13 protein-coding genes are annotated in these 26,567 nt (G+C 43.3%); 5 read left to right on the top strand and 8 right to left on the bottom strand.

The annotated features are described in order from the left end of the window. From RF007C_RS06310 to RF007C_RS06300, 3 genes are all read right to left on the bottom strand, one after another. A partial coding sequence (locus tag RF007C_RS06310) for a carbohydrate-binding domain-containing protein (protein WP_037298326.1) occupies nucleotides 1–2,641 on the bottom strand: 2,641 nt, incomplete at its 3' end. Between the two features lie 150 nt (nucleotides 2,642–2,791). After that, nucleotides 2,792–5,128: an SGNH/GDSL hydrolase family protein gene (locus tag RF007C_RS06305; RefSeq protein WP_037298323.1), complete on the bottom strand. Its 2,337-nt coding sequence runs from the start codon at nucleotides 5,126–5,128 to the stop codon at nucleotides 2,792–2,794. A gap of 564 nt (nucleotides 5,129–5,692) precedes the next feature. Beyond that, nucleotides 5,693–7,129, bottom strand: coding sequence for a lipopolysaccharide biosynthesis protein (locus RF007C_RS06300; protein WP_037298320.1), 1,437 nt, complete (start codon nucleotides 7,127–7,129; stop codon nucleotides 5,693–5,695). 165 nt (nucleotides 7,130–7,294) lie between these two features. On the opposite strand from RF007C_RS06300, the gene RF007C_RS06295 reads away from it, so the two are divergent. Genes RF007C_RS06295 through RF007C_RS17865 form a run of 3 tightly spaced genes read left to right on the top strand, consistent with a single transcriptional unit; the run spans nucleotide 7,295 to nucleotide 9,342 of the window. Then, nucleotides 7,295–7,966 carry a hypothetical protein gene (locus RF007C_RS06295; RefSeq protein ID WP_019680388.1) on the top strand — a complete coding sequence of 224 codons (672 nt, stop codon included), beginning with the start codon at nucleotides 7,295–7,297 and terminating at the stop codon, nucleotides 7,964–7,966. Further along, entirely contained in the window at nucleotides 7,963–8,493 is a 531-nt protein-coding gene (locus RF007C_RS17870; protein ID WP_206537800.1) for a YqeG family HAD IIIA-type phosphatase, read from the top strand. The genes RF007C_RS06295 and RF007C_RS17870 overlap by 4 nt, the downstream gene beginning before the upstream one ends. A 15-nt stretch (nucleotides 8,494–8,508) precedes the next feature. Then, a complete protein-coding gene (locus RF007C_RS17865; RefSeq protein WP_037298319.1) occupies nucleotides 8,509–9,342 on the top strand; it encodes a VanW family protein in 834 nt (277 codons plus the stop codon). 64 nt (nucleotides 9,343–9,406) lie between these two features. Here RF007C_RS17865 and RF007C_RS06280 read toward each other — a convergent pair whose 3' ends face one another. Next, on the bottom strand, nucleotides 9,407–11,923 hold the full coding sequence (locus RF007C_RS06280) for a dockerin type I domain-containing protein (protein WP_037298317.1): 2,517 nt from the start codon (nucleotides 11,921–11,923) through the stop codon (nucleotides 9,407–9,409). 1,119 nt (nucleotides 11,924–13,042) lie between these two features. Between RF007C_RS06280 and RF007C_RS06275 the strand changes: the two genes are divergently transcribed. Next, nucleotides 13,043–13,483, top strand: coding sequence for a hypothetical protein (locus RF007C_RS06275; RefSeq protein WP_037298316.1), 441 nt, complete (start codon nucleotides 13,043–13,045; stop codon nucleotides 13,481–13,483). A gap of 2 nt (nucleotides 13,484–13,485) precedes the next feature. After that, a complete protein-coding gene (locus RF007C_RS18185; protein WP_037298314.1) occupies nucleotides 13,486–22,299 on the top strand; it encodes a calcium-binding protein in 8,814 nt (2,937 codons plus the stop codon). A 378-nt stretch (nucleotides 22,300–22,677) separates the two neighbouring features. Here RF007C_RS18185 and RF007C_RS17240 read toward each other — a convergent pair whose 3' ends face one another. From RF007C_RS17240 to RF007C_RS06250, 4 genes are all read right to left on the bottom strand, one after another. Further along, nucleotides 22,678–22,953: a hypothetical protein gene (locus RF007C_RS17240; protein ID WP_152537152.1), complete on the bottom strand. Its 276-nt coding sequence runs from the start codon at nucleotides 22,951–22,953 to the stop codon at nucleotides 22,678–22,680. Nucleotides 22,954–23,991: 1,038 nt separating this feature from the next. Further along, nucleotides 23,992–24,948 carry a DUF5131 family protein gene (locus tag RF007C_RS18010; protein ID WP_242836277.1) on the bottom strand — a complete coding sequence of 319 codons (957 nt, stop codon included), beginning with the start codon at nucleotides 24,946–24,948 and terminating at the stop codon, nucleotides 23,992–23,994. A gap of 5 nt (nucleotides 24,949–24,953) precedes the next feature. Next, entirely contained in the window at nucleotides 24,954–25,601 is a 648-nt protein-coding gene (locus RF007C_RS06255; protein WP_037298309.1) for a hypothetical protein, read from the bottom strand. Nucleotides 25,602–25,750: 149 nt separating this feature from the next. Next, nucleotides 25,751–26,383, bottom strand: coding sequence for a recombinase family protein (locus RF007C_RS06250; protein ID WP_242823105.1), 633 nt, complete (start codon nucleotides 26,381–26,383; stop codon nucleotides 25,751–25,753). Between the last annotated feature and the right edge of the window lie 184 nt (nucleotides 26,384–26,567).

Genomic DNA, 26,567 nt, shown 5'->3' with positions numbered 1-26,567 from the left:
GACCCTGCTGGCCCCAAGGATTCTGCTGCTGGCCGTTGCCGCTTGTCTGGAGACCGTTTGCAGACTTCTTTGTAGTTGAGTCGAACTGATCAACGGTGAAGAATGACAGCGGATCTGACTGAACGTGAGGACGGATCATTGTAGCATAATTGGAAACGTACTGCTCGGGGTTGCTGTAGTAATTAACTATTTCCTTTACATATCCTACGTACATATCATAGTACTCGGGAATCTGAAGGAGCTTAGCGAAAGGACGGTCAGAAACCTCAGCCTGATAGAGGCTTGTTGTAACATCTGAATTAACAGCGTCTGTGCCGCCCATGAAAGCACCGAGGGAGAGATTGTAGTCCCAGCCAACGAAATAGTGCTTTCCGCCTGTGTAGATGAGGTAGTAGTTATGTGCAAGTGAGCCGTTGTAGCTGTCGTAGTTGCACATTACGGAGTTAACTGCGAAGCCCTTGAGGAAGCTGGGAACGTCCATGATGTCCTCAATGAACTTGTAGTTGCTTGAATTTACTCTGTTTATTGCAGACTTGAGATCTTCAAGGTGCTGGAGCTGTTCGTCGTTGCCGAACTTGAGATCGAGGTTGCTTACAGGCATTTTCTGTGTAAATGTACTGTAGCTGTCTCCTCCCATCATCATCATGCCGCCGCCCTGATTGCTTCTCTCGGTAGCCTTGTAGAGGTTAGTATCATCGTCAATACCGTAGCGCTCTGCAAGTGTAGTGCCGGGCTGCTCAAGTGCGTAATAGAAGCTGTAAAGCTTACCGTTCAGATACATATCGGTATAGCTGCTCTTGGGAGCAACGCCGTCTATTTCGTACATAGCGTCATAGCAGATAAGGTCTCTCATGAATGAAGCGTCAGAATAGAAGTTATTCAGACAGAATTCTGTAAGACCGTGATAGTTGGTGTACTTGTCGTACTTATCAAGCTTGAAGCGGAAGCTGTACTTGCCGTTGTTTACCATCATACGAGAGCTGTTGCCTTTGGTTCTGATACCGACATTCTTGAACTCTTCGCCGTCGATGATGAGATCACAGGGAGCCCATTCCTCCTGCTGTGCGGCTCTCATGAAATTGTTCCAGTCGTTATCGGACATTTTGACTTCAACCTTGTGAACGAGACTCAGGTCAAAGAATTTGCCGTAGAGCTGTTCTTCGTTTTCAAGATCGTTGTTTACATCCTTATAGGAAGCGGGAGTGCCGCCCTTGAAGGTGTTGCCTGTGCTGTGCTTCATCTTGATACCGCCTGCAAATACCTTGTAATCAGCGGATGTGCTGAGGTCTGAAGATGAAACTACTGCATACTTGTACTTTCTGAGAGTATTTTCCTCAATGATAGTCTTGTTTGAAGAATCTGTGAGGGCAATAGGATTGTTCTTGGACCACTCCTTTACGAAGTCAAGCACGATTGTTGACTGTGAAGCAGTGAGAGTGCCTGCATACTGGTTGTCGTAAGCTGTAGCGAGTAATGTACCGCCTGTAAGGTCGATAGTTCCGGCACTTGTGAGGCCTCTGTCTCCGAATGCGTTGATGTTACCGCCTGAGATATTGATAGCAGTCTCAGCCTGGATAGCGTCCTTGCTTGACTTGATGGTGACTGTACCGCCCTCGATGTCGAGGTTGCCCTTTGAGGACTTGATGCCGTCGCCCTTGGAGTCAACGTTAACTGTACCGCCCTTGATCAGGAGAGAGGTCTTGCCCTTGATACCGTCCTGACCTTCTGTCTCGTTGAGGGTATTTATGTTGATGATACCGCCTGTGATCTTTATATCGTTGTTACATGAGATAGCAGGCTGAACGTTGGCGTTTACGGTGAGAGTACCTGTACCTGCGTCGCCGCCCTTGATAGTAAGATCGTCCTTTGCCTCGATGACAGCGTTGCCCTCGTTGTCACCTGCATAAGCGGATGTACCGTCGGAAATCACATTTTCCTTTCCGTCGGAGATAGTGATTGAAGTCTTGTCAGCGTTCTTTACTAAAATAGCAGGAGCGTTCTGACCGGTGATATTTACACCGTTGAGTATAAGCTTTACAGTGTCGGGATCAGCCTTGTCATCGGGAACCTCAACGTAGATCTGACCGTTGTTCAGAGTACCGTCGATGTAGTAATTACCCGAATGAGAGATAGTAACGGTTGAACCGTTGGCAACTGCATACTTGCCTTCAACTGTGATAGATGATCCGTTGAGATGGATCTTTGTCTCGACTTCCTCCTTGGGAACTGTAACCACTGATGTAGTAGTTGTAGTCACGGTGGTAGTCTGAGCTGTGGTTGTTGTACCCTCTACATATCCCGGGAGATATGACTCAGGGAGGCTGGGAATAGCGTTGATGAGCCACTTCTGGATAGCCAGAGCGTCATCGGGGGTAAGACCGCCTCCGCGCTCGCATACGTCACCGTTGATTCTTCCCTGAGCTGTGATATGGCCCTGGGCTGTTCCGTCAGTTCCGTACTTTGAGGGATTAGCAAGGCACTGCATGATGAGTACGGCATCGGAAAGATCAACCTTTCCGTCGCAGTTAGCATCGCCGTATACTATATCAGCAGCACCTGCAGCGACTGTGGGCAATGCCGCTGCTGCTGAGCCGAGGATACAGGCAGACAGTATGCCTGCCAGTAAGCTTTTCTTTTTCATTGTTAATCATCCTCCTAAATAGCAGATAGGGCTATTATTAATGATGATTTCATAATAAACAATAATCCTTAAAATAGTCTTAAACCAACCTTAAATCATGCTGAAATGACAGACAGCTGTGAAATAAATTGCTGCTATGTATATATGGTTTTAATATAGCCACTTGGATGTGAATGAATCCTGATACGGATCCTTGTTCTTGGGAAGGTTGAATACGGATGTCTGAAGCTCGTCGAGATTCATCTTGGGCTGGATGCCGTAAACGTGGTAATCGAAATACTGTACCATCTTCTCGACGTCTTCCGCAATAACTGCATGACCTTCCTTATGGATATTGATTGCTATGTGATCGCTGAGTCCGACGTAATCCCAGATGTGCTTCATGCCGCAGAAGCTCATCCACATAGAGGGGGCGTTTACCCAGTCCTCGCTTACGCACGAACCGATGATGAAAAGGTATCTGTCGGGATCACAGCAGAGTGAACCCAGCATATGCTGATCCATCGGGAACTTGTTGGGATCGTTGAATTCCATGAAGCGGTTATTGAACCAGCCGCGCTCTCCCGATGCCTGGAGACTTCCGAGAGGCTCGTTCTGACCGTATTTGTATGAAGATGAAGCGCCCTTTGAGCTGAAGTCATAGGTCTTGCCTTCCGACATATAACGATACAGTGCAAGACCGCCTGCGCCCGAGCATGAAGGAGCGCACATCTTGAAGCGCTTGTCGAATGCGCCGCAGACTGCCGTAGCCTTGCCCCATCTTGAAACACCCGTTACGATAGAGTTATCGGGGTTGATATTCAGTTCCTTGGCAGCTCCGTTATAAAGAGCATCGAGTATCTTGCTGCATCCCCATGACCATGCCATAAGAACTCCTGTCTGCTCATCCCAGTTGTTTCCGTAGGGATATAATGTATAGAACGGACCTGTATGTGCTGTACTGTCGGCAGCGACGGGATTGGAGAAAATATCTCCGCCGATAGTGAGGACAGCGTATCCGTTGGCGGTAGCTGTGCTTTCAGCTATACCGCTATGCATACCGACGATCACGGGAGCTCCGCCCTCGTGACGTACCTTGCTGGGAAGGTTGATATTGACAGGGAATGAAGCAGTCTTTCCTGTGCTCTTGCGCTTGATGTTGATGGTCATCTTATTGCCGCTGATACTGTATGTGACCTCGTCGTCCGAGCCGTCGCGCCATTTTCCGTACATATAGTATTCGTACATACAGCTTATCTCCGCCTGACGCTTCCACCAGTCGTCCGGGGATTCTACTTTTGAGCCGTCCATGAATATGAACGGATCGGGAACGTCCTTGGAGCTCTTGAGCTGATTTACAGCAGGGAAATCATAGCTCTTGGGGTATTCCTGCTGAGGACCGGAAGGACCTGAGGAGGCGGGGAGCTCAGGGAATTCCTTTGATATTCCGAGGATAAAATCCGATACCAGCTTTATATCATCCTTGTCGATGTCCTTATCGCCGTCAATATCGCCGACCTTGAGCATATCCGCATCAGGAGAGCCTGCGACGGCAGCTTTTCTGATTTTTACAAGATCCAGCGAATCAATTACGCCATCCTTGTTGAGGTCACCGCGCACCGCGTCTGTGACAGGCTGTACGGGATCGGTGGGAGTTGAGGGATCCTCGGCCGGTGGGGTGTCCGAGCCGCTGAGGTAGGGCTTTATTGTTTCGAACCAGTATTTGCCCATTTTCTCATAACCGCCTGCGTTGGGGTGAACTCCGTCCGCAAGATCCTTCGTACCGTCGATAACGCTGTGTATGTCGGCGAAAATAACATTCTTACTGCTGTACTCGTTGGCTACCTTCTTTACAAGCTCATTGTATTTGGCTATGTCGCCGTTTTTGCTGCTGTTGTTTCCCCAACCCGAATTGCCGAGGTCGGGAATTGTGGTCAGGAATATTTTGCCGTCGGACGGCATCTTTTCCCTGAGATAGTCAAGAAGTGTATGAAGGTGCTCCTCCGAGTCTGTGACGTGCCCGTTGTTGACATCATTTGTTCCGATCTGGAGCAGGATTATATCAGGGGAGTACTGCTTTATGTAATCACCCTTCTGCATGGTCTCAAGTATTCCGTTTAGCTGGCCCATCCATCCTCCCTGAAGATTTACAATGGTATAACCGCTGTATCCTGCGTGATTGTCGTCGTATGTCACATTTTTTCCGTTATAATTGAATGTTGCGCTGTCCTTGCCCTCGGGGCCCACAAGGTCAACATTGGTGTACCCGTTCTGGCTGAGGAAATAGCTGAGATACTTTCTGTATCCGCCTTCATCAGCCATACCATATGTGATGGAGTCGCCCAGCGGCATTATTTTTACTGTTTTGTCGGCTGCCATGGTATCTGCGGAAGAAAGAGGCAGCACCGGTGAGAAGAGTGCGGAAAAAGTGAGCACAAGAGCAGTACCGAGCTTTGCAGCACGTGAGAGCCTGCCCTTGGATCCCCGTGGATTGTTTTTGTGTTTCATAATTCCCTCCTTATATTTTAATTAATTAATTAATTAATCAATCCCTTTATAGTAATGCCATGATATTATTTTATGATCCCTCCTTGCACGAAATGTTAGGTAAAATACATAATTTTACCTGATATAGTTTGGCATTATTGTTTATTATCTTTGATGTCAATATACAACAAAACGTTGAATTTGTAAAGTAATTATTAACGAAAAAGCAATAATCGACTACTTGTTAGCAATAAATGGTCAGAAAATTACTGTATTTTTAACGCTTATCAAAGAACTTTACTATTTGAGCTTGTATTTATGACATAAAATTTATATTTTCGACTATGTGATAATGATGCGGCTGGTGATAAAGGCAATAGAGCACGGTTTGTTATAAATGTTAAATAATGAGTGATAAATTTTTGCTATAATTTAAGGAGCCGAAACAGCGCATCTGCATTAAATAATCGATGAACGGTGGGGGAAATATCATTTGTGTGCTAAAAATAAAAAAGTCCAGCAGAAGCGGGACTTTTTTACGTCTTATGTATATCATTAACGTGCTTTAAAGCGGAACGGTTTAATTTACGCTCTTTCTTTCTTCAGCAGTTTCAGGGCTGTATCGGCGATGGAGCTGTAATTAAGTGCGCATATGGCTGCGGTGAGCAGGATCTCCCAGTATAAGCAGCCCCTGAAGCTGAATATTACAGGTATGCACATGAGCAGGAGCAGCACGGTGTTCAGAACGGTCCTGATAACCGAGAAATCGAAGGGTACAAAATATCTTGCGTCTATTATGCGTATGCAGTAGCACAGCAGATAGCTCAGGAATGTGGCAAAAGCGGCTCCCTGTATGCCGCAGACGGGGATCAGCCTGAGATTCAGGACTATATTTGTCAGAGCAACGGCAAGAATGGAATAAAATGCGTTCTTTGTGTGTTTTGTGGCAGTATATATCCCCGAAAGGAAAAGATTCAGACAGGTGAAAACAGCTGCCGTGATGAGCAGGGGAGTGTAGATATATGCTGTGCTGTACTCCGGGAAGGTGCTGTAATTAATGAGAATGGCGGAGACAGGCTTTATCAGAAGTATAAGTACAGCGGCGCCTATGAAGAGCACTGACTCATAAGCCGAATAGACTCTGGTGTAAAAGCGGTCACGGCCTGCCGAATCGTTTTCGGTGATGGCAGACATATTCCATGCCTGATAGAAGATAGTGGAAAGCATCGACAGCAGATTCGGTATCTTGGTGGCGGCGGAGTATATACCGGCAGCGTCATCACCGAGGAAGACTTTGTCGCTGTGCATATTTCCCACGAAGAGCTGATCCGAAAAGCCCGTGAAAGTCCATATGATCGTTGTGGGTATCAGCGGAAGAGTGAATTTCAGCATACTTTTTCCAAGAGGAGCACTGAAGCTCTTTATATCTGCAAATTTGCCGAGTCCCGCTGCAATGAAAAGAAACAGCGCAGAGCAGGTGTCTGAGAGTATCATTGAGATCATGAAGCCCTTAACGTCCATGCCCAGCTTCGAGATGAATACTATATTAAATAAAAAGAGCGTCATGGTGGCGAATATGCCGTCCAGGGAAAAAAGCTTCACCATATTCCTTGCCCTTACGAACTGTGAGCACAGGGCTCTCAGTGAGGAGGTACATACGTATATGTACAGCAGGGCAGAATATCCCGTAATACGCCTGAGTACGGGGATCAGGTGCAGTAAGGGGACGAACAGAATCATTGCAGCCAGACCTGCGAGCATGATAACGGCGGATGTGGAGAAGACCTGCTTCTTCTTGTATCTGTTGTCGAGACCGTAGCGTATTATCGCTTCCGTCAGTGAGAATGTGAAAACAGGCAGCAGGAACAGCGCCAGTGTTTCGAGCATCGTCTTGGTATAGATCCCTGAGGGGCTTATGTGCTTTGTGTAAAGATTATTGAGCAGCAGCGAGAATATCTTCGAGCCGAAGCTTCCTGCTGCGAATATCACCGTATTGAAGGCAAGTTTTTTGTATTTATCCATAGGATACCTCCGAAAGTCTATGGTTATATTATATCACAAAAAACGAGTTTTGTCATCTGTAAGGTTTTTTTCGGTTATTATTAATTCATATTTGACATTATCCGTTATATATGGTACAATGATTAACGATTGAAACCTTTATATATATAAAAATGGGGACGGGAAATGAAACAGGATAAAATAAGACTGATTGTAATGCTTACACATGATGACAGGACAGTACCCGATGCGAGAGAGGTATTTGAGCAGTGCAAGGACTCAAAGGCCGAGTATTTCGGCTTCAAGGAGGAAGCGCTGCCATTCCCGCAGATGAAGGAGCTTTTTGCTTATATGAAGAAATGCGGCAAAAAGACTGCTCTTGAGGTGGTGGCATATACCGAGGAGGAAGGCATAGCAGGTGCAAAAATGGCTGCGGAGTGCGGCTGTGACATCCTGATGGGCACTATGTACTTCAGCTCGGTGAAAGAGATATGCAGACAGTACGGAATGAAGTATATGCCGTATGTCGGCAGCATAACGGGCAGACCGTCGGTGCTTGACGGAAGCATAGACGTAATGATAGCAGAGGCGCGTGAATGTATCAAAAACGGAGCAGACGGCTTCGACCTTCTCGGATACAGGTATACAGGCGATGCTGTGGAGCTGAACAGGCGATTTACCGCGGAGGTGGACGCTCCTGTGTGCATTGCGGGAAGCGTTGACAGCTACAGGCGCCTTGATGAGGTAAAAGAGGCTGCTCCGTGGGCTTTTACAATAGGCGGAGCCTTCTTTGAAGGCCGCTTCGGCGGCTCAATCTGCGAGCAGATCAACAAGGTCTGTGATTATATCAGCAGATGAAGATACTGGAGAGATACTATCCCTGCGGCCATGCAAAAAGTGTTTTTGCTGTTGATTACACCAAGCTTTATGCAAAGGGCATACGCGCAGTCATCTTCGACATAGACAATACCCTTGTTCATCACGGTGATCCGTCAACTCCCGAGGTGGACAGGCTTTTTGCGGCCATACACAGCGCAGGCCTGAAAACGCTGCTGCTTACAAATAACGATGAAGAGCGCGTGAAGCTTTTTATCGTGAATATAGATACGCTGTATATATGTGATGCTGATAAGCCTTCCCCAGAAGGCTATATTAAGGCTCTTGAGCTTCTTGGTGTGAGCAGGGATGAGGCGGTAGTCATAGGAGATCAGGTCTTTACCGATATTCTCGGCGCCAACAGGAGCGGCATAAAGGGCGTACTTGTGGATTTTATCAGGCTTCCCGAAGAAAAACGCATAGGCAAGCGCCGTTATGTTGAGAAGCTGATAATGTGGTTCTGGCGTCACAGCCGTTTTTACAATAAGATCGGTGACATTTATAAGTAAAGAGGTCATATAGAGATGTTATGGAACAAGGATAAGCTTTTTTGCGACATAAATCCCACCTGCTATGCTATTTCCGAGCAGAAAGAGATCTGCAGGCGCCATATACGGGATTTTTTCGGCAAGGATAAATTCGCTGTCTCCCACAGCACGGACAAGCTGCCGAATTTGGTGTCAGAGCAGAGTTCGCACCTTATAAAAAGAGGCAAGGGTATAGATATAAGGCTTCAGGAGAACAAGGCCGTGAATATACGTCTTGCCTGCAAGCAGCTCAACGGACTTGTGATACATCCCGGGGAGATATTCTCCTTCTGGCGTACAGTGGGCAAGACCACAAAGCGCCGCGGCTACAAGGACGGAAGAGTCATAATCGGAGACAGGATACAGCCGGGTATAGGCGGAGGATTATGCAATCTGAGCAATACTCTGCACAGGCTGATACTGCACAGCCCCCTTGAGGTCACTGAATTTCACAGCCATTCCGATGCGCTTGCTCCCGATGAGGGGGAGAGAGTGCCGTTCAGCTCGGGTACATCTGTGAGCTATAATTACATAGATTACCGTTTCAGGAACAATACCGATCAGGATGTCCAGCTGCTGCTCTGGTGTGACGAGGATAATCTTTACGGAGAGCTCCGCAGCGAAAGAGAATTTTCAGAGAGGTTCGAACTGGAGGAGGAAGGTCACTGTTTCCGCAGGGAAGGGGATAAGTACTACCGTATGTCAAAGATATACAAAAAGTCCATAAACAAGGCCACGGGAGAGACAGTAGACAAGAAGCTCGTTCTCGATAATCACTCCGAGGTAATGTTCGACTATGACCTTATCCCGAAGGAGCTTATAAAGGAATAAATATCCCTGAGATATAAAAAAACAGGAAGATACCCGGTATCTTCCTGTTTTTTGTTATATTGTCTTATTGTACTGCCGGCGGGAAGGTTTTTATCTTTCCGAGGACGAAGGACTGGAGAAGGACTACATCTGCAAGCTCAAAGGTACCGTTCCTGTTGGTGTCCATATAAGCAGGAGCTTCTGTCTTTTCGTCTGCAAATGTCTCCAGAAGGAGCTTTTTTGCTCTGGCAACGTCAAGGGAATCAATGCGTGAGTCTGTATTGAAGTCGCCTATTATGACTGCCTCGGTTCCGGTCTCGCCATATTCGATATCGTTCTTCAGGACCTCGACCTTGCCCTTTGCAGTTTTTGTGGTTATTCTCAGAGTGGAATCAGTTGTTTTGAAGCTGCTGTCGAGGAGGTCGCTGAACTGACTTAAATGCTCTCCGAGATTTATGCTGCCTTCAAGGACAGCGTCGTCGGACTGATCCTTTCTTATGCACAGGTATGAGTCAAGGTAATAAGAGGAGAAGCAGCCTGCATAAGAAGCACTGTCCTTATAGACGTCATACTCGTGTCCGCCTGCTGTGTATGTCATTACATATTTAGGGGAAAGATCGACTGGCAGGCGTGACATTCCGCCTCCGGCGTAACTGATCTGACATTCTTCGACAGAGATGCCGTCGTTTTTTTCAATGATGTAGAATTCTGAAACATGACCGGAATTCTCTGAATATCCGGATGCTAAATACATCATTGCATAATCCTTGTCAAAACCGTTTTTTATCTTGTATTCCATATTCAGATCATGACTGCTGTCAATGATATAAGGAGATTGCCTTGAAAAAACAGAAGAGCAACAGTCGGCCCAGTTCTTTTCTTGCATTTCCAATGTAAAGAGTCCGTTTTCGTAAGCGTACATTTTGTCGGCATTGTAAGCTTCGAAGGTATACCTGCCTACGCTTACAGGTGACGAGCCGACTATCGAGTACATTTCGGGATTTTTTTCCTGTTCCGTTGAAGGAGCATCTGTTGTTATTTCATTTTTTAGTACATCTAATTTGTAATTGATGGACGATGGATCAGCTTCAAGGGATATGCGGCAGAGGTTGCCGGCTTCTGCGCCGTAGTACTTTGCGGATCTGACAAGAGCGCTTATGGGGACAGATATCTTTCTGATCTCGCTTCCCTGTTCCTCATTATCATTCTTTAAATGTATGAAAGTATAGCCGTCCCTTTCATATGTGCCCAACGGATCTGTGTCATAAGCACGGGGATATGTTTTGTAAAGCTTGTAGTTATCGTTTCCGAGCTTGATATTTCCAAGGTAACTATAATTATCGTTGAGATTTTTTGAATCTTCCTCGGCGAAAATGAACTTTGTATAAGGCTCTGTTGTCCATACGACCGCATCTAAGTTAACATCTTCACTTGAAGAGGTGTATTCATAGTCGAGACGGTAATCACTGTCAAGCAGAGGAGTTGTTCCGTCATATTCCTTTCCTGCGGATATATACGAGAATATCCCTTCAGAGGACTCGGCCGAGAATGTGCCGTTGCCGCGGGGGATGATATATGAATTGTTTTCATGCTCTGTGGTGCTGAACTGACCGTTTCCCAGATTGGTTACAGGGAAAGAGTTATTAATTGTCTGCAATGAATACCTGTAACCGTCCAGATTTTTTATCATATTCCGCTTATAGGAAACGGGCTGGCCGTCCTCGTCGTATGACAGCTTTTCTTCGGGGAGCACGGCATTTTTGCTGCAGCAGGATACGCCACAGAAAACATTGCCTATGCCTTTACTGCCTTCTGCAAGCATACCGTACCTGTCAAGAGTAATATCCTCGCCTGTGATCTTCTTCAGTTCGGAAAGATGATCTGTTATCATTACATATGAATGTTTTATCCGGTCATCATATTCGCCTATGGCTTCGGTCTCTTGTATAATGCCTGTACTGCATACGGCATAATAACGGCGGGCAGCGTTTTCCTCTACAGCGTCATCTGCTTCCTTGTACAGGCGGTATTCCTTTCCGTCAGAGCTGTATGTGCCTATGAATTCTTCTTCAGGGAAAGATGCGGACGCGGAGTACTTTTCGATCACAAAAAGTTCATATTTTCCGCCGCTGAGTTCAAAAACGGGGCCGAATCTTGCATCTCCCTCCTCTTTTATCGTAATATCTGCACAAACATGTAAATAAGGAGAATTATAATCATAGTTGTCGGGAAGAGGATAAGCTTTGGACTGGTACATGGTGTAGCTGTTGCAGTCATGCCAGTTGCCCCAGAAAGAGATTTCATTAAATAAGCTCTGGTCGCCGTAAAATGCATACCCGCCGTCATGTTCAAAATGGTTGTTTTTATCTTCAAAAGAAAAATCCGAATTATCAACGCGGGTATTGAATGTAAGACCTGTCCAGCTTATCTGGAATTCGTCAAGAATCTCCTGCGGAAAATCAGGTACATATACAGGTTCTGATTCTTCATCTTCCTGTTCGTATGTCGGTGACGAGCTTATAGCTCCTGCTGTGGTGATACCGATACAGGGAATGACCATAGCTACTGCTGTAATGGCGGATAGTATCCTTTTCAGGTTCATTTCAATTCCTCCTTTTATACTGTCGTTGGTTTTGTTTTTTTCATAGCTGTAAAGATAAGCGACCTTGCATAATGCACTATTATTTTTTATTATATCATAACAATTTGTATATTTCTAATCACTTTTTGCTGTTTTATAAGAGCAATGTCGGGGTAAAGGCGAATATTCGCGCGGAACGGGCGGAATTGAAGAGACCCAAAGCACCTTTTGTAATTTGTGCTTTTTGCAAGTAATCTCCTGTATTACGTCATTTCAGATTAATTCATTTAAATTCATTTTTAGTGATTTTGGCAGCTTTTTGCTACATTAAGTTACAAATAAGAGACAAAAATTCTAGCGCAGCGTACCTTTCCAAAAATGTAAGCATATTCATTTTAGAAATGTTTTCACTCATTATGTTGGCGGATATTCAGTGTGTAAATCTAACAGAAAGAACTGTCGCTGATCAAGGTTATTGCCCCTTGTTTAATAGTAATTTTTAACAACTGCTTTGTGATGTGCAATTATAGTTCCGTTTCTCTGCAATTTTTTCACCTTGTTCAGAATATAGCTTTGCCATTATCGAAAGAATGCCGAGTATCTGATCCGTTTCCTCCGATCCATACTTTGATTCTTCTTCATCTATACTGCGTTTCAGTGCATCACGGTATAAAGAAAGCATGCATAGTCACAAAAAACTCATATAAGAGAGAGGCAAGAGGATTCGGTAAGTTTTTGAATTTGGTGATGTCATAACAATAATGAGGGATATCCTCTTTTTTCTATTCTTTACTTTGATTCGTACAATGTGTCAAAACATACAAAGCAGGCTTTGACGGTGTTTCCGGTCATATATATTTTTATATAGTGATTGTATTACGGATAATTAAATCATTTTGTTTAATCCGTAAAATCGGATGGCCTTATATATATGATTCGAAAAATAGTAGTAAAAATGAATTGAAATATACATTGACAGATCATGTCAATTATGCTATAATCTACTTTATGTATGCTGATATAGATGTGATTGTTTTTTACTTTAATCAAAAAATACAATCATTTCTTAGTATATGATGTTTGCAGGGGGGAATGTTCCTTAGAAACATCGGTGATATTAAATGAAAGGAAGGAAAAGTAATGGCTTTTATTTATGAAGTTGTACCTGAAAAAGATTATGATTTTTTCATATCAATGGGATTGAAAAACTGTTGGGGAAATGACACTTTAACTCTTTCTAAAGGCTCAACAAAATGGTGTGCAGATCGTGAAAGGAATGCCTATATAGTAAACATAGGCGGTGGTTATGATGAGATGCCTTATTTTCATGATCTTTGGTGGAATGGCACTGTGATCAGAATGGAAACGCTTTGCAGCGGAAGCGGTAATTACGAAACAGGCGTAGATATGATCTGGATTATTAAAAAGATACCTGTTCCAAAGGAACTTTTGGAATCAAAAGATGAAATAACAGGTATGATTAATGAAGCTTTTAGTCTTAATAGTGGCTGGTGTAACAAGAAGTACCTTAAATCAGTTACAGTTAAAATTGAATGTGAACCAACTATATCGGAGGATTAATTATGGGATTAACAACAGATCAGATAGCTATAAAAGAGCATTTAAAGAACTTTGTTTCAAATTGGAAAACAGATAACGGAGTTACTTCAGCCGTTTTAAAAGGTGATGAGTTAGCACATTTTGTAAGCGATCTTCAGGCGGAAATTAAAAGTACAACTTCGTTTATTCCGGCAACAGGAAATACATTGATTTTATATTCAGGTAAATCCCCGTCAGGAGATTTTCTGTGGAAAGATATGAATAACTTCTGCACCACAAATCCTGATTTTTATTATATTACGCATACAGATGCCGGCGCTATTCTATGGGAAGCGGACTTTGAAGATGAAGTAATCAATGCTATCGGAGATCAGTCTTTAGCGACAAGAGTATTATCAGGAAAAGATTGGGATGCTGCTGCAGGTCGTGGCGTAAACAGAGTGTCACAGTATGCTGTAGAAGGTCATGACCTTTTGGCTATGGACGATTACATTTCAAAGACGCTTACAGAAGAAGCAATGGCTTCAGGCAGAAAAGTCGTATATGTAGCCGGAAAAGACGTAAGTGCTGTCGACAAAAAAGTTGGAATTCTAACCGAATTACCATGTACTGTTACAGAAAAATGGATGGGAAAAACAGTAGATGAGGCAATGAAAAATAAATTCATTGCTGTTGATGACCTTAATATATTGCTGGCAAATGATTTAGAAGAGTATAGTGATGTATTTACAAGAAATACACAGTTTTTCTTGGATGACAGCGGTAAGATCTGCGGAATAGATCTTAAAATGGATGATTTTCCGGAGATAAAAGTAGGTAATACAACTGCAAGTGCAACGGCATCGAGAGTTACATTGGCTGAACGTCTCGGAATACTTAGTGATGCTGATATACAAACAAGATATGGCCTGCCTGCTACAGCTGATCTGGCCACTTTAAATAAATTCAGAGAAAGTGATTATATTGTTAAAAAAGCCGGAGGAACAGCAAGTGATACTGCACGTTTGGTAAAAGCAACAAACGGAAGTGTTAAGGATACAATGGAGATCCTTGATAAAACCGGTAGAAATGTACCGAATGCAGCTATGATCATGACACAGGTCAACGGTGATGTTAATGCAGCATCAAATGTAATAAAATCTGCAAAGGGAAATGTCGACGATGCGATAGATATTCTTAGCAGATCCGGTAACGATGCAAACAAGGCAGTAACAATACTTGATCAGGTAGACGGAAGCGCAAAGGACGCAAGAAGAGTTATTACAGCTGCTCAGGGTAATGTTGATGATGCTATTGATATCCTCGGCAGATCAGGCAACAATGCTAACAAGGCAGTAACAATACTTGATCAGGTTGACGGAAGTGCAAAGGATGCAAGAAGAGTTATCTCTGCTGCTTCGGATAATGTTGATGATGCTATCGACATTCTCGGCAGATCAGGAAATAACGCAAACAAGGCAGTAACAATACTCGATCAGGTCGACGGAAGTGCAAAGGATGCAAGAAGAGTCATCTCTGCTGCCTCGGATAACGTTGATGATGCTATAGATATTCTCGGAAGGACAACGAATGCCGATAGTGCTGTAAGAGTACTTGGTGCAGCCGATGGAAACGGCAGAAGTGCTTCCAGACTGCTTGCTGCTGCAAATAATGATGTCGATGCAGCAATGACCACTTTTGCTAAAACAGGAAATAATATTGATGAGGCGACTACTATCCTTAACAAGGTAGGCGGAAGCTCTCATGAAGCAGCAAGAGTTATTGATGCTGCAAACGGTAATTCCACCAAGGCCATACAGGTCCTCGATTCTGCCGGAGACAGCGTTGACAATACTCTTACAATCCTCAGAAAAGTCGATGGAAATGCAGACGATGCACTGAAAGTGCTTCATGCAGCTAACAATAATGCTGATGATGCAATCGCTATTCTCAGCAAAACCAATAATAACGCATCAAGAGCTGCTACTATTCTTGAAAAGGTCGATGGAGATGCTATCAAGGCAGCAAGTGTTATCGATGCTGCTAAGGGCAAATCAAGTCAGGCAATAGAGGTTCTGGATAAAGTCGGAAATAATCCTGCAAAAGCAGTTGAGATCCTTGATCAGGTAGGCGGAGAAGGCCACGATGCAGTAAGAGTACTCGAAGCAGCACAGAACGATTTCGATGGCGCTATGGCTATCCTCAGAAAGACCAATAATGTTGATGAAGCCTTTGATATGCTCAAACTGGTAAATGGTGATGCAAGAAACGCAGCAAGACTTATTGAAGCTGCAAATAATAACATCGAAGATGCTATATACGTTATGGAGCAGGCAGACGGAGATGTTAATAAGGCTATCAGAGCATTTGAGAAGCTTGGCGGCAATATTGATGATGCTCAGATCAAGTCAAAGTACAAGCTTTGTATTGATGATCCCAATGTAATGGCTTTCTACAGACGAGCTGAATACAGGATAAGCTTAGGTCAGAACGCAAGTAAGGTCATGGCAGGAGAATTGTTTGATTCAGTCAAGACTCAGTTCAAGATGAACAACTCACTCCTTACCAGGGATATAAAGGATATCAGACTCGATGACTTCCTTGAATTTGCTAAAAATGAGATCGGTTTCTCCTCAGGTAATGCAGCTGCAAAAACTGCACATACTACCAGAGCAAAACTGGTACTCACCAAAACAATGCGTTTTGCAGCTGTCGGAGCAAATGTGGCAATGACAGCAGTACAGTTATATTCAACTGTCAAGTTTATCGAAGGTTTAGCTGATGCACTCGAAGACGGTACCATGACACCTCGTGAAGTCGGTGAAGAATCAGCTGCATATATTGCTTCTACCGCTTGCGGCTGGCTGTCCTCGGAGCTTGCAGCTGCATTTTTCGGTGCTGCATTGCCGCTTGTTGGTGTAACAGGACCTCTTGGTGTTGTGGCTGTTATTGTATTTGCTATTGGTGCAGGCATTGCCGGCAGTAAGTTCGGTGACTGGATCGCACGTGAATTGTATCAGCCTTCCTATGATACTGTATGGGGAATTCTTGATTATTTCGGATCGGATAATATCCAGATGCACCTTATTGAGGGTACCAGTGACAGCGATGCAATGGATTTCAGCACCGGAAGAATCAAGCTTGGTGCTATGAATTATGCTGTCAATTATAGTCTCAACGTTACAGCAGGCCATGGCGATGATACCGTAACCGGATATATATATAATGATGAATTATATGGTGAAGGCGGCAATGATATTCTCCATGGCGGAGAGGGAAATGATTTCCTCTACGGCGGAGATGATAACGATACATTGTACGGTGAAAACGGCGACGACAGACTTGAAGGCGGCAGCGGCGTTGATATGATCTATGGCGGACCCGGCAAGGATCAGATTTTCGGAGAGGCTGATGATGATATCCTGTACGGCGGCGGCGAAGATGATATAATCAAGGGCGGCTCCGGTGAAGATCGTCTTTATGGTGAAGGCGGCGATGACACCCTTTACGGTAACGAGGGCAACGACCTTATCGAAGGTGGCAGTGGAAACGATACCATTTACGGTGATGATAAGGTAAATCACTATTTTGGCGGAGACGATTATATTTCCGGTGGAAGCGGTAATGATAAGATATACGCAGGCGACGGCGAAGATGTAATTTACGGAGATGAAGGAAACGACCTTATCTACGCTGACGAATATGAAGAAGTAAATTCTGTTATCGGTGATGATGATTATGTTTCCGGCGGATCCGGAGAAGATGAGATATATGGCGGCGCAGGCAATGACAAGCTCTGGGGCGACGGAGATAACGATAAGATATTCGGAAATGAAGGCGATGATCTTATAGTAGGCGGCTTCGGAACCGATAAGCTCTATGGCGGCCGCGGAAATGATATTATTGCAGGCGATGACGGTGAATCAGAGTATATAGGTTTAAAGGATTATATATTCGGTGAAACAGGAGATGACATTCTTTACGGTCAGGCCGGCGATGACAGTATTGACGGCGGAAGTGGATCGGATGAGATCCATGGCGGAACCGGCGCGGATCATCTCTACGGCAGCGAAGGCTCTGATAAGATCTATGGTGATTCAGGAAATGATTATCTCTCCGGTGGCGAGGGTCATGATACGCTCGACGGCGGTGCAGGTGATGACCGACTCTACGGCGAAGAAGGCAGCGATGTTTATGTATTCGCATACGGATATAATCATGATACTATTTTCGATAAACTCGGCAGCAACAGAGTACACTTTGATGATATCGTTATAGATAGTCTTATTCTTGAGTATGAGACTGTTGGCAAGGAGAAAAACCTTAATATCAGGATCAAGGATTCCGATGACGTTCTTACAATAAGAAGATTTGATGAGACTATGAAAAACTTTACATTCAGCTTCGTTGACTGTGATGATCGTTATAAGATCTCTGACGAAGACGGACTCCATTTTGTAAAGCTTCCTCCGAATCATCACGGCGGATCGAATTTGGATTCGGATTTCAGACTCATCGATATAATGAGACATGATCAGATGTCAAACAATTCCAACGATTATAACAGAGCAGGAAATGCTCAGCCTCCGCGTGATCCGCTCATAATAGACGCTAACAGGGATGGAAAGATCGAAACGATAGGACTTGATAAGAAAGTATTCTTTGATCTTGACGCTAACGGTTTTGCCGAGAATACTGCATGGGCAGGCAAGTTTGAAGGCTTCCTTGCACTGGATCTTGACGGAAGCGGCTTTATCGAAAACGGAAGAGAACTCTTTGGCGATGAGACATTCAAGGCTGACGGTGTTAGAGCAACTTCCGGATTTGATGCATTGAGCCAGTATGATGAGAACGAAGATAATATCATTGACGAGAATGATACGATATTTGAGAAGCTTCTCCTGTGGGTTGACAGTAATTCCAACGGTGTAAGCGATAAAGGCGAACTTGTTAGCATCGCTGATGCAGGTATTCAATCTATCAGTGTTGATTTTGAAGAGATCATGGGTGAAAATGATCCCGAAAACGGTGTTAAGGTAACACATAAGTCAACTGTATCATTTACAGAAGGCGATCCTGTTGAGATCAGCGAGCACTGGTTCGATGTAAGTGGTGTAGAGTCTAAGGATCTTCACGATTTCGGCGACGGTACAAGCATGACAGGCGTAGATTCCTTCGGAAGCATAATGACGCTCAACAATGCTATCATGGCTGATACTACAGGCGAACTGATGACTATGGTTGAGACATTCAAGCATTCATCCGACTTTATTGAGAAGAGAATACTTATAAAGAAGATCCTCTACTTCCTTGGCGATGTAAACGATATTGATCCCGATAGCAGAGGAGGAAATATTGATGCAAGAGATCTTGCTGTTATCGAGAGATTCATGGATGTTGATTTCGTTGGCGTCAACGGAAGCAATCCGAACAGTACAGCTGCTTCAATACTCAAAAATGTATTCGGTCAGCTTGAGACATTGTATTATAATCTCCTTGACAGTGAGACGATCTCAGGCAGCTATTTTGAACTCCTCAATTTGTATAAGGGCGAAAACGGTAAGAATATCCTCGATTATTCTATCGCTGTTGAGGAACTTACAGCAGGCGAAGCAGATGAAGAAATAGCTGTTGAAGTTGCAATGTTTATAAAGTGCTTTGACAATATTTACGGCACAAGATATCTGACTTCATTCGTTAATGAGCTTCTTGCTGCAAAACCTGAATATAAGGAAAGCCTTGATAATCTTAATGTGAATATAATTATCGGTAATGATTATTCAACTACCTTCAACGGAACCAATAATCCTGATATTATCTTTGCCGAGGGTGGCGATGATACTGTAAATGCCGGAAACGGAAATGATAAGATCTATGGCGGTGACGGAAACGACAAACTGAACGGCGGTGCAGGCGATGACGTTATTTACGGAGGCACCGGCGATGATACCGTAAAGGGTGACGCAGGTGATGATCTGATCTACGGTGAAGAAGATAATGATATCCTTAACGGCGGCAGTGGAAACGACAGCATCTACGGCGGTGAGGGCAATGATACTCTCAACGGAGATACGGGTGATGACGTTCTTTACGGTGATGAGGGCGACGATAGTCTTAACGGCGGTGAAGGCAATGATATACTTTACGGCGGCGACGAAAATGACTCGCTCAGCGGTGGCACAGGAGATGATATTCTCAGCGGCGGCGCAGGCGATGATACATACTACATCAGCGCCGAGCACGGAAACGATGTTATTTACGATTCCGAAGGCATCAGCACGCTTGTATTCGGTGATGAGATCAGCGCTGATTCTTATAGCCTGAATATCGATATCAACAGCGGTATAACTCTTGTCAACAACGAAACAGGTGAAACTATCGGTCTTCCTGACTTTATTAATGTTCCCGAGAACTATGAATTTGTATTTGAAGGCGAAAGCAAGATACTCGGCGGCGGAGAGTCACGTCAGGTAATCGAAGGAACCGAAGGTGACGATACTATCACAGCAGGTGACGGCTTCAACATCATCAGAGGAGGTGAAGGCAACGATACAATCACAGGCGGTGACAACCTTAACTTCATCTATGGCGGCGATGGTGATGATACTATCACAGGCGGCAACGGAGTTAATATCATCCGCGGTGAAGAAGGCAATGATACTATCACCGACGGAACCGGCAGCAGCTACCTTGACGGCGGCGAAGGCGATGATATTATCCACGCAGGCGACGGCAATGACGTTATTATCGGCGGTACAGGTGCTGATGAGCTTTACGGCGAGGATGGCAATGATGTTATCGCAGGTAATGACGGAAATGATGAGATCTACGGCGGAAACGGCGATGATACAGTATATGCGGATGAAGGAAATGATACTGTTCATGGCGGAGACGGAAACGACTCACTGTTCGGCGGAGACGGAAACGACACTCTCTATGGCGATGAAGGCGATGATTACCTCGAAGCAGGTGACGGTGAAGATACTCTCTACGGCGGTGCAGGTAATGATGTATTTGTCGGCGGCGATGGTATCAATAATATGTACGGTGACGAGGGAGATGATGTCTTCCACGGCGGAAACGGCATAAACAATATGTATGGCGGTGACGGCGACGATAACTTCACAGGCGGAGAGCTTGCTGATTATATCGAAGGCGGCGCAGGTAACGATACCGTGAACGGTGGCAATGGTGATAACCGTATGCTCGGTAACGAAGGAGACGATCATATCTACGGCGGCAATGACGATGATTACATCGAAGGCGGCGATGGTGATGATGAACTCTACGGTGGCAACGGTATAAACACTATTTACGGTGGTGCTGGCAACGATATTATTTATGACGGTGACAACGACAGCTTCCTTTATGGCGGTGACGGCGATGACGAGATCCGCGCAGGCGGCGGTTCAGACGTTCTTGACGGTGGTGCAGGTAACGATTACCTTCAGAGCGACCACGGTGGAGATACATATATCTTTGGTGTCGGATACGATGTGGATACTATCAGTGCTTCTGCCGACATGAATACAATTGTTATCCATGGCTATACAGCAGATGATATGCATAACACAAGAATGCCCAATAACGATCTTGTTATCGATTTCAGTGAGGATACAGGAGACAGGCTTATTATCAAGGGATTCTTCAACTTTAACAGCAACCGTGACTTCAACTTTGTATTTGATGACGAAACTGTTATCGGACAGGATCAGATCGAAGCAGTAAATGCACCTATTTACGGTACATCTGACGATAACCAGCTCTTTGCTGTAGACAACACTGGCTGGAACATTATCGGCGGTGACGGAAATGATGAGCTTAACGGCGGTGCAGGCAATGATATCCTTGACGGCGGTGCAGGAAATGATGTTCTCAGAGGCGGTACAGGCACTAATACTTACGTTTATGGTGTAGGTTATGATATTGATACTATCGAATTTTCAGCAGATAGCTGCACTATCGTTATCCATGGTTATAGTGCAGACGATATGAACAGTGTACGTGAAAATGATAAGAGCCTCGCAATCAGCTTTGGTGACGAAACAGGTGATAAGCTGATAATTAAGTCCTTCTATGAGGCTTATTCTGACCGCAGCTATCAGTTCGTATTCGATGACGGAACAGTTCTTGGCAAAAGCGATATCAGAGCAACAGCTGCTCCTATTGTCGGAACTGATGACAATGACAATATCAATTATACTACTAATGAGGATGATATTATCGACGGAGGTAAGGGCAATGACATTCTTGTTGGACAGGGTGGCGAGGATACATACATCTTCGGCAAGGGCTACGACCATGACTCTATCAACGAGTGGGGCAGCGATCACAGCTTTGTTGTTCTCAAGGATATCAATTCTGACGAGATCACAGTTTCTGACCAGTGGGGTTCAAACCTCCTTATCTCTGTAAATGATACAGATGACGTTCTCACAATAAGCAACTTCAAGTGGGGACAGGCAACTTACACATTTAGCTTTGCAGACGGAGCGGAGGGCTATGTGGACAAGAACACATGGAAACTCATTCTTACAAAGCAGCCTGATACTGTTGAAGAAGATACAGAGCAGGCAAGCGCAGAGCTTCTTAGCGAGATCTATGACGATGAGGCTCTTGTTTCCGAGCTTCTCAATGACAGTGACAGCACAGTTATCACGGACATAACAGATATTGCCGATATAAGCGGCGAAAACGACGAATTCGCGGATATCACAGATATTCAGACAATGATACTCACCGAGAATATGTCAGCATTCAGCAATGACAGTCAGGTATCGAGCGGAATTGATATCGGTGATATTACATACGATACTTCTTCATTCGATCAGCTTCTTATCAGCTCATCAGTACAGTAAGTCTGATCCGATAAACAAAAAGTGCAGCAGTTTTTACTGCTGCACTTTTTTCGTAAAACGGAGAAAAAATGACGAAGAAACAAGATAGTGTATTACCATGTTTTAAGCATATAGTAAATCATCGAGAACATAGGATATTTTTTATGAATATCTGTATTTGAAGTCCAGTCAACTTTGCTGTATTCTTTAATAATTTCGGAGATATCAGCAGATAAATCGGCAATCTTATCACAATTATCCATAAGAGGTATAACTTCGTCAAGGATAGCAGAAACCACCCCATTAAATGTGACAGTTCGCTAAGGAGTGTTATATGAAAAACTCTTCCCGGTTGGCAACGGGAAGAGTTTTGATGTTATAATTGCAAAAATATAATTATTATCTTGTAGGGGCTGGAGTTGGGTGATTGTGAACTGGGTTTGGGTATAACCATCCAGTAAACTGTCTGCAACATTTACAATATCTGGCTCCTGTTGTTCTTGCTCTATTTTCATCATAATTAACTATTCTTCTTCCGTTTATTATTGAGCCGTCATGATACTGACAAGCAGCATTTGCAACAAGAGTGTTGTCAAACTTTGTAATAGATACTACTGTTCCGAGGAGAGTGAATGCCATTGCGATTGCTGAAATTTTCTTAAATACGTTTTTCATTATTTTCAAGTCCTTTACAATATATTTAAGGTTAAAATAACCTTATGCGTTGTATTATACAACAAACTAAAAAAATAGTCAAGTATTATTGAAGTAAATTTAAAAATGTGCTATGCATATCTTCTTCACAAAGTTGAAAATTAATTTTCAATATGAAGTAGCTTTCCGTAAAAAAAGCGCCGTTTTCTGCTCTTTTTATACATACAGCTTTAAGCATATGTCAGTAGAAATGCTGATCTTATTTATAGGAGATATTCGCATGAATACAAAAACAAGATGTGTATTAACGATCAAAGAGGCTGTACAGCTTATCATGATTAAATTGAAGAGACCCAAAGCACTTTTTGTAATTTGTGCTTTTTGCAAGTAATCGCTTGTATTACGTCATTTCAGAGCAATTCATTTAAATTCATTTTTAGTGATTTTGGGTAGCTTTTTGCTACATTAAGTTATAAATAAGGGACAAAAATTCTAATGCAGCGTACCTTTCCATAAATATAAGCATATTCATTAATGTGGAGGATATTTCTGATTTGAAAATCAAGATTAATACAGCAAATGTATAGTGAAATACGATAAAAGAGAGTTCAAATGTTTTTTGAAAAATTGGTGTAACATTTTCAATACTTGAATTGTGTTTTATTATATCAGCTATACATAATACGGGAAGTTCTATATTTCCATCAGGAGCAATCTTTATTTAGATTTGTTTGCTTCCTCCAAGTTTGCGTCAGGAATTAAATTGTTGAAAAAGCAGCTTATCCTACCCGAAAGCAAGAAAAGCGGAGTCCCTATGCCCTTGCCAAATCATTAAAGCCTGTATTTCGAGAAAAGCACCGAAATACAGGCTTTTTAATTCTGGCGGACAGAGAGGGATTCGAAGCATATGCATACGCCCCTACTTTTTGCCTATATTTTGAGGAATTTTTAGCTCTCGAACTGTGTGACGCTTGTATGCATTTGTAAATTTATAAAGCACAATCACATTTCTCAGTACGTGTATCGCGTATAAAAGGAATTTCACAACTAAAAAACACTCTATATAAGCTGTTCAAGGCATATTATGCTGCTGTTATTTACAGCTTCGCTTTCTGCGAATACAGCTACCTTGCCTGCGGAAGAACCTCCCGCCATTTCAACAATAAACTCCAGATCATTTAATGCTTCGGCTGTACCTATAACATTATCGACAATGAGAACGCGCTTTCCGTTCAGTTTATCAGCTTCTTCAGCGGAAAGATAGAATTTCTTTTTCTTTTCAGCCATGATAGACTTGACGGCTACTTCCAGAGTATCGTTCATATACATCTTTACGGATTTATGAGCTACGATACAGTCCTTGAAGCTTTGCCTTGAAATTTCATATGCAAGAGGAGTACCTTTTGTTTCGGCGCTGAATATCACGTCGAAATCGGGCAGTTTTGCAAGAAGCCGTTTTGCACATTCAACTATCATCTCAGCTTCACTGTAAAGGATGGAAGATGCAACATCAAGCTTGTCTATCGGAGCGCATTCCTTGAGTTTTTGGTTTGACTCTGCCATAGAGGTCTCATATTTCTCTGAAATAGCAGCGTTCTTCTTAACAAGATTTTTCTTGCGTATTGCCTTTGATTCCCTTATCGGAGAAGGCTCCTGTTCATAGAATGTGTATCTCTTTGCAGTAACAAGAGGTCTCAGATCAGGCTGCATTTTCAGTGGAATACCAAGTTTAACGCACTTGTCAACAATATCCTTTATCCATTCATCTTGTAACGGAACTGCGTTGACATTTATCTCTCCGCCGATAATTACCCAGCAGTGATCCTTTCCGAATGTCTTAACAAGTTCATCAAGATGAACAGGTTCGATATATTCAAGGACAGGCTGATAAACAACACTTGCGGTAACAAGATGGCCTTTGGTCTTTTCGATAAGAGTCAAAATGCGGTCTGTATATTCATTTTTGTCGACCGTACAGGAAATAATAACATTGCGGATGTCAGTATCGGCAGCTATGGGACTCAGATCGATACCGTTAGGACGCTTTGTGACAAGCTGAAAGGTTCAACGCATCTGTCTTTTCTGCGTTTTATCGCATTTGCAGCAATTATCTGCTGGAGAACGTTTTCCTGCCAGTCGGGTTTCCAGCATCCGAAATCGGACATATATGTAAGGAACCAGTCGATAGGATTCTCATTTTCTATATTGAAAAGTTCTGGTACATCATTTCCGTCAGCATCCTTCATCATCTTATAGAAGCCGCGGAATACAGGCTTTCTGTAGTTATCTGTTATTTCAAAATGGTCTACGACTCTTTTGGTATAGCAGTACGAGCAATCTATGGGACAACCTACAACGGGAGAATACACCTTGGTATTAAGATGAGTATCGTAATTGATGTCCTTTAGGATACGTTTCAGTGCTATCTGATGGCCGTCATAATAAGCGTGGAGCATCTGCATCTGACCAAGGTAATGATTGTTCAGGTTATTGAATTCTTCCAGTTCTTCTCTTACTGGGTGCATATTGATCTTCAGCTTCATAAAGTCAAAGCCTCTGAAATTGCAGATAAGCGTATTCAGAAGTCTGTTTACGACTTCTGGCTTTTCGAGCATTGTGATAATACCCGCTGACGGTGCATCTGTGTAATAGTCTTCAATTCGCAGCATATATGATCTTGCCTTTCATTTTTTTAATTTTTGTCATATCAACGTTTCGTCTGAAAATGGCTTATGAAATACAAGTGCTTATGATCTTATTATTGTAACAAAGTCTGCGATTATAGAAAATTACACTTTAAGCCCTGTTTGGGTCATTATTATTTTTTTAATTCTCTTTTATACTTATAATAAGTGTTGTTTGATAGACCGATAAGTTTCATACACTCCTTATCGGAAAGAGTTCCCTCAAAATCCTTGCAGTACTGGAGTATTAGAGGTTTGAACGCTTTGCTTTTTTTAGTTTCGTGAACAGAGCCCTTGACAGTACCTATCTGTTTGCCGTTCTGACGTGCAGTTTCGATGCCTTCACGGGTGCGGCGCCTCAGATCCTCTACTATTTTTTCTGACTGTTCAAATGCTTTGTATATGTCCTGTTCGATCTTATTCATAATGAAGTGATCTATAGCTGACAAAATATCCTTTGAAGGCGAATTATCTGCCTGATCGCTGGATAATACAGAAAGTGATATAACGCCATTTAAAGCTTCTCTATAGGCTTCTGTATCGATATGACGTTCTTTGAGGAAGATTATCTTTGCGTTTTTATGGACGAGTTCCTTATAAAGAGCAAAAGCCTCAGCGGCATTCCTGCTCATTCTGCTGACACTGTCAAATACGATAACATCATTTTTGCCAAGCTTCTGAAACAGTTTGTTCAATTCGGTACAGTTTTTAAATCTTCCCGTACTTACTTCTTTGATTATGACCGCTTCGGGAAATGACTCTTTCATATTTTTTATCTGTCTTTCTATTGACTGTTTTTTCGTATTTATACAACAATAACCATATACCACATTTCTCACCTCTTTGTAATTCATGATTTTTTATCGAATCCGGTATCCATAGATTTATTTTTTATATCAAATATAACGTATCTTATAATTGATATTATCATTATACCACACAAGTTTTGAA

The sequence above is a fragment of the Ruminococcus flavefaciens 007c genome (assembly GCF_000571935.1).
GTDB classification, from domain to species: Bacteria; Bacillota; Clostridia; order Oscillospirales; family Ruminococcaceae; genus Ruminococcus; species Ruminococcus flavefaciens_F.
The sequence above is the reverse complement of the archived record's forward strand: the minus strand, read 5'-3'. Positions and strand labels throughout refer to the sequence as shown.